This window comes from Sporosarcina sp. Y1004, from assembly GCF_057669665.1.
Genome location: NZ_JBYHFQ010000038.1, coordinates 15,799 through 34,269, shown reverse-complemented (window position 1 = coordinate 34,269; position 18,471 = coordinate 15,799). Strand labels below are relative to the sequence as shown.

Sequence of the window (18,471 nt, the reverse complement as noted above, 5' to 3'; positions counted from 1 at the left end):
TTAATAAGCCTCCTTGTTCTTATTAAACTAACGGGTGCTTTACTTAAAGATTCGGAAACCGAATTAAATAGTTTTATTATCGATTTTTGAAACAGCTTTAATTCCATGATTTGTATATAAAAACTTTAAAGAGCCTTACTACATAGTCCAATGTGGTAAGGCTCTAATTTTATGTGAAGAAGATTAAATGACTATGTTATATCTATACATAAAAGTAACTATGAATATTTAGGGGCGAGGAATCGAATTTGGAGATAAAGTTTAATATACTTACAGCTAACCGCTCCGATTGATCAATACACCGTATGAAAGTGAAATGAATACTCTGAATACAGCTTAATAGTCATGGTTTTCAAGTGCAAATTATCAAGGGAGTTTTGAAGAAATACGTGATACCTATAATGTAATAGAGGTCTAGAGGAGTACTGTATATGACGAATGAAAAGTATAGTTTGATTTTTGCTCTTTAGGAAGAAGTCTAGACAATAAAGTGAAAAGGAATAAGAGAAAAGGCAAGTCGCTACTGCTCCTTTCCTATTCGCTTCGCTCACTACCTCACTCCGTTCGGTGGGGGCTTCGCCCCAGCTATTACAATTATTAGAGTTTCATAATTAATGATTAAACTATTACAAGTAAATGTTAATCACCTTGTGTAGGTCGCAGGAGGCGAAGCCTATCTGCAAGATAGGTGGTGTAAAGTAATATTACTTTACACAGTAGATTAATTTAACAAAACAGGGCATATATGATATAATATAATTATAGTATTGTCAAGGGTGTTTATACACTTTTATATACTCTTTGTTTAAGGGGTAGAGCTTGAAAGCCTTGGTACATAAGGGTTTATATTTGGTTTATGCACTTTTAAAAATGATGAAATGCAGTGGAGAAATCTAGATTTACGTTAGGGATTTACATAAGAGTGTATATCATCATTTTGGCAGTATAGTTATTAAATAAGTAAGATGGGAGAGTTAGTGATAAGAGGATTTTCAGTTTCTATCAAAGGAATAAATAATAAAAATAGGGAAGGTAAGATGTGAAATGTCAAAAGTAACGGTTATTGATTCAATTATGGGAAGTGGAAAAACATCATGGGCAAAGGAGTATATGAACCGACACCAAAAAAAGAAAAGGTTTATATTTGTTTCTCCTTTTTTAGATGAAATACATAATAACATCATAAAAGATTGTCACTTTCTTGTTGAACCAGACACCAAAATTGGTAAAGGAAGTAAGTTAAAACACTTCAAGGAATTAATAGTAAAAGGGGAAAGTATTGTTACAACACACGCTTTATTTAGGTTATTCGATAGTGAAGTAATTGATTTGTTAGAGGGTGCGGGATACACGTTAATTCTAGATGAGGTAACAAATGTTATTGAAAAAATAGACGAGGTTACAAAACATGATATTGAAACATTAATTAAAGCGAATTTGATTAATGTGGAAGACAGAAAAGTAACTTGGCTTAATGATAGTTATAAAGGTGTTTATGAAAGCAAATATGTTAATGTGAAATACCATGCTCAACAAGGTAACATTTATTTACATAGAGACATTATGATGTTTTGGACATTCCCTGCAAAGATATTTGACTTATTTGAAAAAACTTACATACTTACATACTTTTTTGATGGACAAATTCAAAGATACTATTATGATTTATTTAATATTGAATATACATACAAAAGCGTTGAACGATTGGGAAAAGGATATTGTTTAGTCACATATAATCCATTATCTGAAGACAGAGAGAGGTATAAAAGGTTAATTAATGTTTATGAAGGAAAGTTAAATAGTAATTATGTAGTAGATGGCAAGGTGAAAGGAAATGAATTATCCTCAACATGGTTAAGAAATGCAGATAAAGAAACATTAGAACGATTACAGAAAAACTTGTATACATACTTTAGAGGTAAAGGGAAATCAGGCGATAATCTTTGGACAACAAAGAAAGATAAGAAATTTAAACTTCAAGGTAAAGGATATACAAAAGGTTTTATCCCTTGGACAACAAGAGCCACAAATGATTATCAAGAAACTCATAATTTAGCATTTGTATATAATCTTTACATGAAACCATTTGAAAAAGCATTCTTTGAAGATGCAGGAGTCAAAGTAAATCAAGATTTGTTAGCGGTAAGTGACTTATTACAATGGATGTGGAGGAGTGCAATTAGAAAAGAAGAACCTGAGAGTATTAACATTTATATACCAAGTATAAGAATGAGAACTCTGTTGAATCAATGGCTAAATAATGAAGAAATTAAGTTTAAGAAATAACATAACATCTCTAAAGAACCCATAATAACGAGTTTACTTGCAATTGAACTTTGGATTAACTTTAGGTGTGAAACATAAACCCGAGTCAATGGGGAAACATAATGTTAATCGAGAGATTTCAAACACAAAATAATAAACATTAAGATTATTGCTAAAGCCCCTTTTTAAAAGGGGTTTTTGTTGTATAAAAGTGAGGTTTTATTCACTAGAATGGCTATACTTTGTTAACTTCACTAGGATTAAAGATCTTATTATTCATGGTAAACTATGTTCTATTTAGAAAAGATGAGTACAGAGGAGTTTTTTTCAAAGTTTATTTCTAAATGAATTTTGAGGGTTAAAAAGTTTTAAAATTATTGCTATACATTTTATTAGACTAGCTTTATATTAAAGCAAGTTATTAAATATGGAGGTTGTTTTTTATGAGTAGTAATTATGAGAGGGACAAGAAGGAAGTAGTTGAGTATAAATTTGAAAAAGATCATGTAGATTTATTCATAAAATTACAGAAGGAAATTGACAAGAGGGAAGTAGTTGAGTATGAATTTAAAAAAGATCATGTAGATTTATTCGCAAAATTACAGGAGGAAAGTGACAAGCCAAATGAAAGAAAAAATAGAACATTGAAATACTTTTTAGCCTTATTAATAGTGTACATTTTCATTTATATATTGGTATTAGGAGAAAGATTTAAATGGGATTTGGCAAGTACAGAGTTTAAAGATAATATCCACGTATTCAGTGTTTCATTAAACGAACTATTAGATAATAACTTTATCAAATTATATGGTAATTCAAGTTTGAATTTAGCGAATTTTTTTAATGAAAAATATCCTGAAAGCTTTCAATATTTCGCAAGTAAAGTTGAATACAATTTAAATTACATTATGCTCATACTTTTACTATTAATTATCAAAATGTTATATGAATTATTTACGGAGAAAATGAGATTAGGAACCTTAAATTATTTGATAGAAAATAAAACTGAGAATTTAAAGGAATTAATCACAACATCTATGAAAGTTAATAGAGAAGGGATAGCACGAGTTAAAAAATATATATCGTTAGACTACATATCTATAGATTATTTTTCTGCAAGAAAACATAAAGAGGTATTATTAAGTTTAGATTGCCCCCCTTCGACAAAAGAAAGAAATAAACAAAACGGATGGTATGCGTATAGTGACCCCAAAACCAAAGAGAACTTAATTAGCAATTATAATTGGGGGTTCATAAGAATTAGAAGGAAATTTCTAATTGAAATTAATAATTGGAGAAATGTTACTTTTTCTACTGAAATCTTTTTATTTGCTCTACTTTTTAATTTCGTAGATTTTTTGAATATATCAAAAAAAATAGTGTGGGGCTTTTATATTGTTTATTTTAAGGAACTAATTTTATTATTGTTGTTAGCTTTTATACTTATTCGAATTACTTCTAGAGGAATTGAAATAGTAATTTCCTTTTATGGGGATGTAGTAAAATTCAATCCAAAAATGTTTTATCATTATAGTTCAGGTAAAGTTGAAAAGAAAATATATATAAATAAATTTAATTCTTCTTTATTAAGAACAAATGCTAGACTTTCATTAGCCATACACACTTTAATTGAGTTAATAATTTTATTTGCTGTAGCATATTGGCTTTTGTTGGTATTATTTAGTGATTCATCAAGTTATATAACTCTAGTTGAATCTTTGTTATTTAGTTTTAGTGTATCTGCCTTTAATTTTTCATTTATGACTTATGATTTTATGATGTTTACTTTTTTGCATGTTGCTCAGGTTTCAATGAGTGTGATTCTTATATTAATATCAATTGCACAATATATTAGTGGTGAAACATTGACATTCGAAGAGGGAAGGTTTTATTCCGATGTAAAAGAAAAGGAAAATAATGAAGAAGATTGAGGTAGGTAGAAATTTTAGAAAGTCTGTACTATAGAAGGTACTCGAACTCAGTTTCTAAATAATACTATCTAGTAATTAAGCCTTCATATTTGATGACTTTAATAAATATATTCCTTAGACTAATAGTGGACCTTATTGCTATATGTTTATAAAAGTATACCTTTAAAGGCACTATAAAAACCATTCAAATATTGTTTTTAAAGTACAGCTTCCTAACATTACAAACGTTTATAAAGGATATGCGCATTTATCAAGGCAGGAATCATACTAGTAATTATCATAGCCAACTTATTGAATTTGCTAACTGGTGCAGATTTTTAGCTATTAATATGTACAAGTCATTTGCATTTCACTGTACTAAATTTATGCAAAATAAATAGTTTTATCGTGTGAATGTTAGAAAGTAAAAATCACACTAAATAGTTAATTGTTATAGTAGGAAGTAATGGTACATTGGTATTATATAATGAAAATTTGTAGGGTGAAAAGAGGCAGTGTTGATGTTGAAAAAATGGGCATTTATATTATTATCACTAGTAATGGTCATGGGGTGTTCTAAAGAAACAGAATCTGAAGAGAAGACTCCACAGGTAACAGAACCGAAGGTAGAAGAAACACAGGAGATAAGCCAAGATATTGTGAATGCTATCGCTTCATATGCTACACCAATTACTACAGAAGTTGATACGTCAACACCTATTACGCCACAAGAATTAGAGTATCTTACACTTATGAAAAAGTTTTTAGAGACTTATTCGCAGATAACGTTGGATACATCAGAATTAATCTCTAAACCCGATATCACCTCTCAAGAGTGGTTCAAAAAGTTGAAAGACCATTTTTTGGTAATAACTTATTTAGGTATTTCCCTAGAAGATACTACTAGAGTAGGTGGTGTCCCCGTTAGGTTTGAAGAGATGAATGAGCAAGCTTTGGAGAGCGTAAGATTTATGAATTTAGCAGGTGAAAAGATTATAGAAGGCGCTGAAAACGGTTTCGATGTACCTTTAGTAAGTGAAGGATTGGCATTATGGGAGGAGAGCATTGCGCATATAAACAAAATAAAGAACACTTTTGAAGAATTAAAAGCAAGCCAAACAGAATAACTATAGAAAATGGGGATGTTGCTAATGATTAAAGAGTCAAATTATAATACAGTAAGCGAAATCAAACAGACTGAAAACGAGTATTATACCTAAATCATAAGTAGCTAAAAGAGTGTTAATTGACAGTCTTTTAGTACCTATGATTTATGGTTGAAAATGAACTTAAAGGACTGAAGGGGGAGTCATAGCGACTGCTCTTTTTGTCTGTATAAAATTCGATTTTAATCAATGATATGATTGTTATGTGAAAAGTAGTATTCCGCGCTCATACTAGATGAAATTTCATGCCATAAAATTATTAACTGTGAAAAGCCGTTTGTTGATCCAGTTTTTACGTGTATTTATACAATCTAAGAATTATGTTACTTTGTTAAAATACTACTTAGTGCAACTGATGGTGAAATTAGCCATGTAATTTATAGGATTTATTCAGACAATATAAGGAGGTAGGATATGGTCACAATTACTATTTTTTCATTATTCTTAACAATAGTTTTAATAATAATAGGTATTCTTTTTCTTTTTTTGAAAAATAGAAAGGCAAGGAAAGTATTTAAAATATCGGGTATTGCTTTTTCGGTATATATAGTAAGTCTTATTTTATCGAGTGATAGTGGATTTTGGTATACTGCTTTTATTTTAGCGTTTCTTGTCACGCTGATTTCACTAGTTATTGGAATTATATTTCTTTTTTTGAAAAATGGAAAAGCCAAGAAAGTATTTAAGACATCAGGTATTGCTTTTTCGGTATTTATAGTAAGCCTTAGCTTTACAGTAGTATTTAATGATACAGATGATAATTCACCACATAAAGAACTTAACACAGATGCTCCTTCCGTAAACACTGGAGATAATAATTCTGATAGAGAAACTGTTCCAGAAGACCAACCTATTCCTGCTGATTCTAATGATGGTAAGTCACAATATTCTAAGGAAGAACTTGAAGCTGATCCTAATAGACCGATCGATAATCCAGCTGATTATAATGGTAATGGGGAATATAAACCAGCTGATGATATGACACAAGAAGAAATACAAGCAGAATTAGAAAAAATGTTAGAAGAGTCTTCGACAAACCCTGCTGATTATAATGGTGATGGGGAATATAAACCAGTTGATGATTTGACGCAAGAAGAAATAGAAGCAGAATTAGAAAAAATGTTAGAAGATTCGCTTGGATTATAGTAATTAGGTAATTAAGAGGGGGAATAGAGATTGGAAAGACATACTGTTTTTACGCGCAATATAATATTTATCTCTTCACTATTTTTATTAAGCGGTTGTGGACTTGATACTGATTCACAAGTGATTCGTGTTGCAGAACAAGGGGTTCGTGACGGTTTGATGTATAATGCAAAAGAAGCAGAGTTCAGCAGTGGAGAGGAAACAGAGCTTTTCTTTTATGGGGACAATGACGAGTATTGTGAAGTAACGGGTTGGGTAATCGCATCAAATGTTTATGGGGCAACAACCGAAGTCGAATATGTAGCAGAAGTAGAGAGAAATTCAGGTACATGGGAGTTTGAAACATTTGAATTAATCGAAGAGTAAAAATAAGGGTAATATCAATTTAAGACAATACCTTTTTCATTATTAAGTGATTCGAGGAAGTTGAATATGAACAACATTGTAGACACTTTTAAAGGGTGTCTCTTTTTTGTTTTAAGATGGTCATATATTGACCAAATATTTTAGTTATGTAATACAGTTGTAGCAGTCTCTCTCCTGCATTGATGTACCTTTTTATGTGTACATTGTGTAATAGTATGGAATGAAAGAGTAGTTACAGTGACTGCTTTTTTTAATTTGATTTCAATCCATTTTTCAATAAAAATTTATGTTTGAATGTATGCTTCTACATATTAGCATACATAACAAATCGCTTTAAATCAGTAATTATTAGTTACTTCTATTTTGAATGTATGGTAATGTTTAAATATAAGCAATAGCATACTAAGAAATGGGGATTTTTGATGGCATATGCAGGCGGAACCAAAGGCGATATTATAAACGTACAACCGTTAAGAACTACTAAGGAAATAACCGATATGATTGAAGCTTTAAGTATGTCACCTAATACAGCAGATCGTAACGTCTTGCTATTCAAAATAGGAATCTCAACAGGGTTACGGATAGGCGATATTGTGAAGTTACGAATATGTGATGTTAGAGGAAAGTCCAACTTCAAGATACGTGAAGGTAAGACTAAGAAGGAAAGAACTGTTCACCTTAGCGCAATTATGGCGGATATAGCAGACTTTACAGAAGGATTGCACAACGAAACTTATTTGTTTGCTTCAAGAAAAGGCGAAAGTCATATTACGACTACACAAGCCTATCGAATATTAGCTACAGCAGGTGAAATGTTAGGACGAGAAGACATTGGTACCCATTCAATGCGTAAAACGTTCGGCTATCATTATTACAAGCGTACACATGACATCTTAACGCTAATGAATATATTTAATCATTCAGACCAATCAACGACTAAACGCTACATAGGTATTACAGATGAAGAGGTAGCGGATACATTGAAAAATTTCCGTTTGTTTTAAAAGAAGCGAAGAATAGTGGTAGAAAGATTACAAGGAAAGCATCTAGGCAGACCCAAATTAGATTTAAGAACCATATCTAAACACCGAAGTCAGACACTTGAACAAAACTATAGCTAAAAAAACATCTGAATGGGGAGTATGAGAAAGTGTTGTAGGCATCCGTTATGGGTCTCACTTGCTCCTATAGTGGGGGTACTAATCACCAGAATAGAGTAGGTAAATATGCCGAATGGCTATAGCTGTAACGTTCCTGCAATCAGTAGCGGTATTAGTAAGGTATAATGAATTTGAAAAAACTCAGATTTACACCTTATAAGCTTTGGTACTAGAATCCCAACATACATGATGGAATGTTTAATTAGTATAAATATGGAATGAATTTTCTTACCTTGGAGGCTTATTTTAATGAATGAAAATAAGATTACTAAATGGAATATAGAAAAATGTATTCAAGAACTTAAAAATCAATATGAGCAACATGGAATCCTCAACGCTACAACTGTTCATAAGTACAAAGGTGGTATGGCAAAACATATAGAGAGTAATTTTGGTAGTATTTCAGCCTTTTGCGAAGATAATAATATAAGTTATCTGTTTAGAAGTGGGAAAAATAATTGGACAGAAGAAAAAGCTGTAAAAGAGCTGGAAAAATTATATGAGGAAATTGGTTCTTTCAGCACGACGGAGTTAATGTCTCGTAATAGTGGACTTGAGAGGTATTTGAGAACGAAAAAAGGAGGAGTGAGGGAATTTTGTAATAAAAATGTCCTTTCTCATGTTCTCCAAAAACCAAAGTCTAATAGTTGGTCTAATGAAAAAGCTATTGAGGTGGTAAAATCTTTACATGAAAAATATCATGAGTCAGTAGGACTTAAAACATTAACCAAAGGTGGTTATGGTGGACTATATCAGTGGGCGACAAAACAATTTGGTAGCTACAAAGAATTTATTATTCAAAATGATTTGACGGAGTACACTAACTATCAAAATAGTTGGGATGACGCTCTTTCTTATCGACTAATTAAAGAACAATTCATATTAAATGGAGGAGCTTTTAATCCTGAAATATTGAAAAAGAAATATAAGGGTGCTTACTCATATATCTATAACCAACATGGAAGTTTTGAAAACTTCTTAAATACATTTGATTTGCAGGATTATGTTGAAATAAATAATACCATTTACACGGACGAAATAGTAAATCGAAAAATACTGGAAGCTTACACCTTACTAGGTGAAAAAGTATACAGTAAATGGCTTCATGAAAATGGATTTGGCGGAGTTGCTACTTATATGACTAAAAAAGGTGAAGGTAGCTTTTTAGAGGGAGCAGATTTGTTAGGGTTAAAAGATTATGTAGTGTCAAGGTACACTGACTGGAACGATGAGTTAGTTTTAGAAAAAATAAATGAGATGTTAGAAGACAAAGGGGAAGCAGTTATTTCTGCCGATTTTGTAACTTACAAGTTAACTGGAATGAGAGACTGGATAATTAAAAAACATGGTGGAATTATAGAGTTTTTTGTTAAGTATGAGATGGAAAACCAATTTGCTAACATGAAACATATTGGAAAAGAACTATGGTCTTATGGTTTACAATTCGAAGAGTTAGCTAAGGAAGCAATTGAGCTATTCTTTGAAAATGTTTCTTATAATAAATGGATAGATAATTTAAGACCAGATTTCGTAATTGGTGAGGGAGTTTGGATTGATACTAAGTTATCATCTTTTGCCTATTTCACTGATGAAACAGTACAAAAGTATACAGCAAGAAATGAATGTAAAGAACTCTGGTTGTTATACTTAAGAGGACATAAATTTAATCATGGTAAAGATGATGTTAAATTGATTTCAATAAAAGAATGGTATGAAGACTTGATAAAGTTGGGTAGGCAAGATTTAGTAAATAAGTTTGATGTATTAAGAGAAAAAGTTTATGAGAAAGAAAAGATTGATGGGAAAAGAGTTCATAAATAATTAGCTTACAGTGCGCCATAAGTAAACAGGTATGGATGATTTAGAGTAAGGTGAAACGTCAGAAATTGAGGACTTAGTTGAAAAGTACAATCCTAAAGCCACAATAAAAAAGAGTTATATACTTATTAGATAACTGTAAAATCATTCTTTTACCACAAACTATGCAAAGGCTTCAAACGGCTTCTTAGAGCTTTAGTGAGCGTGTGAAGACATAACAAAAGGACTTGCATATATGAAGTTTAATCATAAATGCAAGTCCTATTCTTCTTGAACTAAAGCACCCGTTAGTTGAATAAAAATATTTCAATTATAGACTACTACTCTACTACAAATAACCCTTAACAGACTTTAACATCATCTTTTAATCCCACTCATTGGGAAGACGACTAATATTTGCATCATTGAAACGCTCGTCAATAACCACATCTACAATAATTGCATTCTCTTTTAATCCATAATCTAATTCATAATCTACTTCTTTAGATAAACTTAACTCAGATAACACATCTTCTTTCGTTACACCATCTTTTAATTCCAGTTGAGCTTGAACAAGTTGACCATCCATAAACGTACCAATTGCATAATCAAAGGTTTCACCCTCTAAATAAAAATACCAATCTGCGTAAATAATAGAGCCATCTTTCAACTCAAATTTGCCACCTATAATCGGTTCATTATATTCCGTGTCTTGTTCATAACGATTGTTAAAATCCTCTAAAGTTAATGGTGTTAATTCACTTACTTCTGTTTCTGGCTCAATTACCTCAGTTTCTTCAGATGGCTCAGTAATTGATACTTCTGTTGGTTCGGTATCTGCTGGACTATTTCCTGTTACTTCTTTATTTGTTGATGGTTCTGCATCACTACAAGCAACTAAAACCATTACGCTAATTAAAATAGAAATCCATTTCTTCACAGATAAACCCTCCATTTATCCCACTCCTTTAATACATAGACGTATTTTTTTTTGGAAAAGTTACACAATATTCTTATTGAACTAACCTCCCTTTAGTTGAATAAGAAAAGGGTGCTTAACCCCTAATTGAAGTAAAGCACCCGTTAGTTGAATAATATCGAAAAATCATTTTATTAATTTTTCAGCATTTTTCACTTTTATTGAAACAACTTCCCCGCAATCCAAACAAACTGTAAAGATTCTCTCAGAACCAATACTCATTTTTTTATCTACTGGACGAAGATTTACGAAATCCATTGCTTGTACAAACGAATTTCCTCCACAATCTTTACATTTCATTTTCGAAACATCCATTCTTCTTTCCCCTCCCTTATATCTATTTTTAATACGTTCCTAACTATAGGCTATATTGAAATGATAATAGTGATTTTTCGGTTGCCTATCGGTACGATAATCGCTATTTCAATGTAACTGCTTCTTTTTCTTTCTTTATTTCAAAAAGTTATTTTCAAAACACCCGTTATTTATATTGAACTAAACTGCCCTGTTAGTTGAATAACGGAATAGTCAGTTATTTGGTATAGTCTACCAAATTTACAAATATTGGTGTAGAAAGGTGTAAGTGTAGCAAGTTTGTTTACCTGTTTCAGCAGGTGAGGCGATAGCACATCCAATGAACGCAACAGACAGTCATTAAGTCATAGGGGAACATTCAGAACCAGTAGCAGGCGGTAGAGCCATCACTCTATCGCTTTTTACTATGTGTGAGAGCATAACAAAAGCACTAGCAAATATGAAAAACAATCATACTCGCAAGTCCTATTCTTCTTGAACCAAAGCACCCTTTACTTATAAGTACATTCCTTCACATAATTTATACTTTCTTCTCATTGTTTTTCCATTTCACATAATTATAAACGATGTCTAGTAAGACTAGAAATAAGAAAATGAATCCAAGGATTTTGTATTCATTAGATGTTAAATCACTAAACCAATATAGAGCAAGATATATTATGGATACTAATGGAATATCCCACAAGCAACGTATCAACCTTCTTCTGTACGTTAATTTATGATAGTTTAGTACAAACCCTTTATCCTTTTTTTCTACGTCCTTATAGATTACCGACGATATTGTACTAACAATTAAAACCACTATCAATGGTCCAATTATATACAGTAGAATATTCATAATTTCCCCCTTGTAAGACAATAATCGTTTTGTATGTACACTTCAACTATCCTGCCAGTAGTTTAACGACTGAATAATCAGCTAATTGTCATAGTGTAACATCTTTACAAATATTGGTGCAAGATGAATGTGTAAGTGTGGCAAGTTTGTTTACCTGTTTCGGCAGAAGACACGATAGCATCCAATGACCGCAATAGGCAGTTATTAAGTCATTGGGGAACATTCAGAATCAGTAGCAGGCGGAAAAGTCATCACTCTATCGCTTATCTATGTGTGAAGGCATAGCAAAAGGACTTACATATATGAAATTTAATCATAAACGTAAGTCCTATTCTTTTTAAACTAAAGCACCCGTTAGTTGAAGTACATAACTTCACAATCTGCTGGTCAAACGATGCCTAAATTATGTATTAAAAAGCTATCAACGTTGTACTTGTATCATTTTCATCTGTAATATACTCTATATTTTTGTAACCAGCAGTTACTGCCTTAGAGAAAATATGCTTAATAGTTATTTGGTCTTTTGAATAAATCATTACATATGAGGAATCTACCAATAGGAGTACAAATGTACATTCACTTTCAACAAATTCTTGATAAGTTGCAATTTCTCTCACATCTGACTTTTTCGGAAATCCTTTTAAATCAACAAATATAAGATAATAATCCTCTCTTGAAATTTCCTTATATAGTCCTTCCTCATTTAACACGCTGATATTTGGAAATAGGGGGTCCCCTAATGTATTATTTTCAATAAAATATGATTCTCCACCACCAATTTTCCAAGTTAATCCTTTTAAATTGATGCCATCTAATATCTCAAGCAAATATTTCCCGTAAGCGTTTGGAATTTCAAAAGATATACCTCTCACTCGTAATCCCCATTTCTCTTTTTTTTAATTAACCTGCCCCTTTAGTTCAACAACAAGAGAAGCCTTACTGTTGTTACACTAAACCAGCACTCGTTAGTTGAATATCGATTCTCCTTTTGATTCAACCGATCTGCCTTTAGAGTAATAAGAGCTTATTATTACTTGATTTTTTTAATTTCTTTTTTAGGAATAGCTTTTTTATCCAATAAATAATAGGAAGTACCAGCTATAAATAGACCTGTACTAAGCCACATCGTTATGCCGTTCCACTCTCCATTAAATAATGTAATGTTTGTGAAGTTAATAAAGTGTATTAAAACAAGAAATATATATAAGCCAGTTGTTACTTTCATTATTTTCGCCCCCATATATAAAAACATCTTATATCTCATTACAATAAACATAACCCTTGTTCAACTAACCTTCCTCAATATGTTTAATAAGAAAAAAGGCTTTACCTCTTCTTGAAGTAAGGCACCCGTTTGTTGAATAAACTCTGGTTATAATCTCATTTCTATTAAACTAAGACAATTAAAATTATAAAACCAAATCTGTCTACTTTAATATATATTTCTTTAATATACTTGGGTTTACGAACCTTATTGAAACTACCTCCCCACAATCCAAACAGACAGTTAGTTCTTTTTCAAACTCTGGTACTTTTACAAATGAATTTCCACCACAGTTTTTGCATTTTTGCATTTCATATCCCCCCTTGTTAAAAGTTATTTATCTTTCATTACCTAATAAATTCCACATAAACGAGCATTAATCCTTCTTGAAGTAACCTGCTTCGTTAGTTGAATGACGTAATAATCAGTTGTTTGGCATAGTCTAACACATTTGCAAATATTGGTGTAGAGAGGTGTATGTGTAGTAGGTTTATTTACCTGTTATCAAAAATCGAGTCGATAGCGTATAAGTGCCTTATAATCCTGTTAATTGATTATCCATAATGAAACGCACTTAAAATCTGTATAGATTGCTCTAACTGGATAACAGGTCATAGAGTAGCGATACATGGGTCAAAATGTATGGTCATTTAAAGTGTGTGATTATGGAAAGATATTTTCATGCAGTAACTAAGGTCTTGACGATATCGTTTGGGTACACTCTATCGGTAATGAAAATGACCGTCTATGAATGGCTCTATATCGACGTTCTTAAATTACCGTTTGACCATTACCGTATATGTTGATACAATTACGGTACGAATCGGTAATGGAGGAGCAGGCACATGACAGTTTACACATACATACGTGTTTCATCGGTAGACCAAAATGAAGCACGACAAATTAAGACAATGAAAGAGAAAGGTATCCAGAAAGAATACATGTACATTGATAAGATGAGCGGAAAGAACACAGACCGTCCGCAGTATCAATTACTAAAGGAGACTGTACAGGAGGGCGATACAATCATTTTTGACAGTATCACACGCTTGTCTCGTAACTATTACGATATTAAAGATGAATATGAGCATTTCATTAAGTGTGGAGTGTTCCTAGAGTTTGAGAAAGAGCCAATCTTAAACACGCCAAAAGAGAAGGTTGATGATATTGTACAGGTAGCACTAGCAGACGTTATTCTTTCCCTTCTATCTGCTTTTGCACAGAAAGAACGTGATGATATTAAGCTACGTCAAGCAGAGGGAATCGCAATCGCTAAAGAAAAAGGTAAATACAAAGGTCGTAAAACTAAGTTGGTTGAAGGCGGAGAGGAAGAAGTAAGACGAGATGCAATCCTCGAAGCGTACAAGAATAGAACTTCAATAGCAGACATAAGAAAAACGTATAAAGTAGGCACAGGAACGATATACAGATTGTTAGAGCGTGAAGGTATAAAACGTTAGTATCTATTGGAAAAAAGGAAAACTTGTTCTATAAGATTGTAGTTATTAAGAAAGGGGCTGTAAATATGGTTACAGGACATACGTGGGACGATTTTAGTTTAATGATTAAGTTAGATACACTTAATGATTTCACACTATTGTTTGAAAATACAAATCAAATGTATAAGGAACATTTTGATGATTTAGTTCAATCAGCAGAGAGTATAGAAGATGAGGAAACAAAACAGGAGTTTTATGATTATCACATTGATAGTTTTATCCTCTATAGAGATACACTACCGAGAATTAGCAAATACGGAATCTTAATGAACTTGTGGGCGTATCTAGAATACAGTGTGTTGGAGTTAGCCAATGAAGCGATAATTAAGTTGGGTCTCGATGGTAAAGTTAAAGGTCAGGGCTTTGGAGATTATTTGAATTTTATTAAAGAGAATGTAGATGAAGAACTTCTTTGTTCAGAAAATCGAGATAAAACAGAAGTTCTTAGAGTGATTCGAAATCGAATTATGCACAGTAATGGTATTGTTGATAGGGAGAGCCGAGCGATACAACATGTTAAAGTAATTGAATATGTTGAAACAAACGACTTTTTAACTTTTTCTGAAAAAGACCAAATTATAGTTTCTGATGATTACGTTAAAGAATGTTTAGATTTAGCGTATGTAATTATAGAAGAAATACATAATACTATCTATATAGTATACAAATAAAAGTTCCATTTTAACTAGAAATAAAAAGGTAGGTGAGTGAGTGGTTGAGAGAGCGACAGAGCGACAGAGCCATTCATGAAGCTGTCATAGCATCCCAGAGCGACCCTGTTTTTGATGTAGGAGAATGAAGAATCTAAGCTACCTACTACACTCACACGAAAAGAAGTTGTTAACGAAGCGACTAAACATACTTAGGAATGGTTTTTTTAAATTAGTTAGGGTACAATTGGATTAGCGACATACACAATCATAGAGGCACGGGATACACAATCTAAGCTGTGATTTATAATCCATCAAAACAACAACAAACGCTGATATACCGCCATTTATAAAGAGTCCCTCATGGGGGGCGGATTCATAATAAATAACCCGAACGCTATCGCGTCATGCGGTTGCGGTACATCATTTAGAACTGCTAAGAAAGCAGGAGCTCCAGCAGACTGCTGATTGAATAGTACATCCTTCCTGAATTTTATTTGGGAAGGATTTTTTACCGTTTAGAGAACTTTCTTTTTTTGTCAGTATTTTCAAAAAAGTTCTATTTCAAATATACTATTGAAAAGGCGTTTCAAAAGGGCTACTATTAGAAATAGAAGTTTGTCGAAAAAATGACAAAGGCCAGGACTGTGTAAATCGTCAATGTAACCGATTTCACCTGGGCCGGGCATATAAAAAAATCAAAGGTGGTTTCGATCTTCGTGAATAGACCGACAATTTTAGTATTGGGTGCAGGTTACGGTGGTTTATCGGCTATTGTTAATTTGCAGAAATCTCTAGGTGCGGACGATGTAGATATCGTTCTAATAAATAAAAATGATTACCATTACGAATCGACTTGGCTTCATGAAGCCGCAGCAGGGACAATGTCTCCTGAATCTGTACGGTATGATATCAAAGACGTTATTAACAGCAATAAAGTTAAATTCGTTAAAGCTGAAGTTCAAGCTATCGACGTTAATGGGAAAGTTGTAACAACAAATGTCGGTACACATTCATACGATTACCTAGTAATTTCACTTGGGTTCGAAGGAGAAACATTCGGTATCCCAGGTCTTGATAAATATGCGTTGTCTATTGCGAACGTAAAAGCTGCTCGTCAAATTCGCGAACATATTGAATATCAATTCGCGACATGGTCAATTGAAGAAGTTAAAGACGATAGCCGCCTGACAATTATTGTTGGAGGCGCAGGCTTCACAGGTATTGAGTTCCTCGGTGAACTTGGTAACCGTGTTCCTGAATTATGTAAAGAGTTCGACGTTCCACAAGAAAAAGTACGAGTCCTTTGCGTAGAAGCAGCTCCAATGGTTCTTCCAGGATTTGATCCTGAACTTGTGGATTATGCAGTAAAACAATTGAACTCTAAAGGAATCGAATTCTCAATTGGTACGCCAGTTGTTGAAGCTACTCCTGAAGGCGTCAATATTAAAAAAGGTGATGATGAATTTGAATTCATCAAAGCCGGTACAGTCGTTTGGGCTGCGGGTGTTCGTGGTAATCGTCTGATTGAAGAGACAGGTATCGAAAACATGCGTGCTCGTGTTAAAGTTGACAAAGATCTTCGGGCTCCAGGGTACTCTGATGTATTCATCATTGGAGACTGTGCACTAATGATCAATGAAGCAGTTAATCGTCCTTATCCTCCTACTGCACAAATTGCAATGCAACAAGGTGACATGTGTGCGAATAACCTAATCGCGCTGATGAAAGGCGAAGCTACTTCAGAATTCACACCGGATCTTAAAGGTAGTCTTTGTTCACTTGGTGACAACGACGCTATTGGTGAAGTATTTGGTAAAAAAGTTACAGGTACAAAAGCTTCATTCATGAAGAAAATGGTTGATAACCGTGCGCTCTTCATGATTGGTGGAGTAGGATTGACACTGAAAAAAGGTAAGTTCAACTTGCTTAAATAATATGCATTTCAGCACTCGCCAGTTTTGACGGCGGGTGCTTTTTTTTGAGGAAATTCCCAATGCGATGGATAGAATTAGTTCCCGCTAATACCGCTTCTGCGCTTTGCGGATGCCTTCCGCGAAAAGTGAGGGCACTGAAAAAGTCCGGTTTCCTTCAATCCCGTTGATTTCCGTTCCGAGCGGACGCTTTCCGCGGGCACGGCTTCAGCCTCCTCGTCACTACGTTCCTGTGGGGTCTTCAGCTCGCGCTGTTCCCGCTGGAGTCGCCGCTCTCCACTACAATCAACTAGTTCTTATTATAATAAAGGACTTTTTCAGTGGCCTCCGATAAGCCGGAAAGAAGAGTAAGGAGGGATTGAACTACGTCCCTCCATCAGTCTTATCGCTTCGGCTACCACGAAGTCACGCCTTCGCTGGATGGTCTATTTTAGAAAGCACATTTCGTTATTGGGGATGAGATTAGTGAATATTATTTCCATAAACTGAGAGGATGAGTTTGACAACAGTATGTATATAGAACGAATTAGAAAGCCTGCTAATACCGCTTCTGCGCTTTGTGGATGCCTCCCGCGATAAGCCGGAAAGAAGAGCACTTTCAGTCTTATCGCTCCGGCTACCACGAAGTCGCGCCTGCGCTGGATGGTCTATTTTAGAAAGCACATTTCTTTATTGGGGATTTGACTTGCAATCTATAGTGCGTTTTTCTCCAATGAAATTAGTATCAAATAGTAATCACATTATAATCTCAATGCATACATCTCAGAATTACTATTAATAACGGAACACTCCAGCGCAAGCGCGACAAGGGGTAGCCGAAGCCATGAGACTGGATGCGAAGCGCTAATCCAGGCTCATGGCGAAAGGCCTCCCCAAAGCGCCAAGCGGTGTAAAATCTACACTCCGACTCAGAACTCTGTCAATAATGTATACCCCAGCGCAAGCGCGACAAGGGGTCGCCGAAGCCATGAGTCTGGATGCGAAGCGTTAATCCAGGCTCATGGCGAGAGGCCTCCCCAAAGCGCCAAGCGATCTATATTCCACACTCTGAATTACAACTCTCACTCAGTAATGTACACTCCAGCGCAAGCGCGACAAGTGGTAGCCGAAGCCATGAGACTGGATGCGAAGCGCCAATCCAGGCTCATGGCGAGAGGCCTCCCCAAAGCGCCAAGCGGTCTA

Annotated in this window: 16 protein-coding genes and 1 pseudogene; 11 read left to right on the top strand and 6 right to left on the bottom strand. The window is 33.7% G+C overall.

Going from position 1 to position 18,471, the window contains the following annotated elements; translation table 11 throughout:
* The first annotated feature begins 1,044 nt into the window (after positions 1–1,044).
* The 7 genes from AC25Y6_RS18095 to AC25Y6_RS18065 all read left to right on the top strand — a co-directional run bounded on the left by AC25Y6_RS18095 (position 1,045) and on the right by AC25Y6_RS18065 (position 9,834).
* Entirely contained in the window at positions 1,045–2,286 is a 1,242-nt protein-coding gene (locus tag AC25Y6_RS18095; protein ID WP_488144005.1) for a DEAD/DEAH box helicase family protein, read from the top strand.
* A gap of 422 nt (positions 2,287–2,708) precedes the next feature.
* A complete protein-coding gene (locus AC25Y6_RS18090; protein ID WP_488144004.1) occupies positions 2,709–4,196 on the top strand; it encodes a hypothetical protein in 1,488 nt (495 codons plus the stop codon).
* 500 nt (positions 4,197–4,696) lie between these two features.
* The gene (locus AC25Y6_RS18085; RefSeq protein ID WP_488144003.1) at positions 4,697–5,302 is read left to right on the top strand and encodes a hypothetical protein; all 606 of its coding nucleotides are present in this window, start codon (positions 4,697–4,699) and stop codon (positions 5,300–5,302) included.
* A gap of 453 nt (positions 5,303–5,755) precedes the next feature.
* On the top strand, positions 5,756–6,487 hold the full coding sequence (locus AC25Y6_RS18080; protein WP_488144002.1) for a DUF308 domain-containing protein: 732 nt from the start codon (positions 5,756–5,758) through the stop codon (positions 6,485–6,487).
* 30 nt (positions 6,488–6,517) lie between these two features.
* Positions 6,518–6,853 (top strand): hypothetical protein, encoded by a 336-nt coding sequence (locus AC25Y6_RS18075; protein WP_488144001.1) that lies wholly within the window; start codon positions 6,518–6,520, stop codon positions 6,851–6,853.
* A 422-nt stretch (positions 6,854–7,275) separates the two neighbouring features.
* Complete coding sequence (locus AC25Y6_RS18070; RefSeq protein WP_488144000.1) at positions 7,276–7,857, top strand: tyrosine-type recombinase/integrase; 582 nt, start codon at positions 7,276–7,278, stop codon at positions 7,855–7,857.
* A gap of 405 nt (positions 7,858–8,262) precedes the next feature.
* Positions 8,263–9,834 (top strand): hypothetical protein, encoded by a 1,572-nt coding sequence (locus tag AC25Y6_RS18065; protein ID WP_488143999.1) that lies wholly within the window; start codon positions 8,263–8,265, stop codon positions 9,832–9,834.
* 361 nt (positions 9,835–10,195) lie between these two features.
* Here AC25Y6_RS18065 and AC25Y6_RS18060 read toward each other — a convergent pair whose 3' ends face one another.
* The 6 genes from AC25Y6_RS18060 to AC25Y6_RS18035 form a co-directional block, all read right to left on the bottom strand.
* Positions 10,196–10,750 carry a hypothetical protein gene (locus AC25Y6_RS18060; RefSeq protein WP_488143998.1) on the bottom strand — a complete coding sequence of 185 codons (555 nt, stop codon included), beginning with the start codon at positions 10,748–10,750 and terminating at the stop codon, positions 10,196–10,198.
* 165 nt (positions 10,751–10,915) lie between these two features.
* Positions 10,916–11,104: a hypothetical protein gene (locus AC25Y6_RS18055; protein ID WP_488143997.1), complete on the bottom strand. Its 189-nt coding sequence runs from the start codon at positions 11,102–11,104 to the stop codon at positions 10,916–10,918.
* 520 nt (positions 11,105–11,624) lie between these two features.
* Positions 11,625–11,942: a hypothetical protein gene (locus AC25Y6_RS18050; protein ID WP_488143996.1), complete on the bottom strand. Its 318-nt coding sequence runs from the start codon at positions 11,940–11,942 to the stop codon at positions 11,625–11,627.
* A gap of 410 nt (positions 11,943–12,352) precedes the next feature.
* Entirely contained in the window at positions 12,353–12,814 is a 462-nt protein-coding gene (locus AC25Y6_RS18045; protein WP_488143995.1) for a DUF2691 family protein, read from the bottom strand.
* Between the two features lie 158 nt (positions 12,815–12,972).
* Complete coding sequence (locus AC25Y6_RS18040; RefSeq protein WP_488143994.1) at positions 12,973–13,167, bottom strand: hypothetical protein; 195 nt, start codon at positions 13,165–13,167, stop codon at positions 12,973–12,975.
* Positions 13,168–13,369: 202 nt separating this feature from the next.
* Positions 13,370–13,516: a hypothetical protein gene (locus AC25Y6_RS18035; protein WP_172372269.1), complete on the bottom strand. Its 147-nt coding sequence runs from the start codon at positions 13,514–13,516 to the stop codon at positions 13,370–13,372.
* Positions 13,517–14,051: 535 nt separating this feature from the next.
* Here AC25Y6_RS18035 and AC25Y6_RS18030 point away from each other — a divergent pair.
* From AC25Y6_RS18030 to AC25Y6_RS18015, 4 genes and pseudogenes are all read left to right on the top strand, one after another.
* A complete protein-coding gene (locus tag AC25Y6_RS18030; protein ID WP_488143993.1) occupies positions 14,052–14,666 on the top strand; it encodes a recombinase family protein in 615 nt (204 codons plus the stop codon).
* A 65-nt stretch (positions 14,667–14,731) separates the two neighbouring features.
* Positions 14,732–15,376 carry a hypothetical protein gene (locus AC25Y6_RS18025; protein ID WP_488143992.1) on the top strand — a complete coding sequence of 215 codons (645 nt, stop codon included), beginning with the start codon at positions 14,732–14,734 and terminating at the stop codon, positions 15,374–15,376.
* A 327-nt stretch (positions 15,377–15,703) separates the two neighbouring features.
* A pseudogene (locus AC25Y6_RS18020) lies at positions 15,704–15,823 on the top strand (HesB/IscA family protein); the annotation flags it as partial.
* 251 nt (positions 15,824–16,074) lie between these two features.
* Positions 16,075–17,292, top strand: coding sequence for an NAD(P)/FAD-dependent oxidoreductase (locus tag AC25Y6_RS18015; RefSeq protein WP_482102231.1), 1,218 nt, complete (start codon positions 16,075–16,077; stop codon positions 17,290–17,292).
* Positions 17,293–18,471: the final 1,179 nt, after the last annotated feature.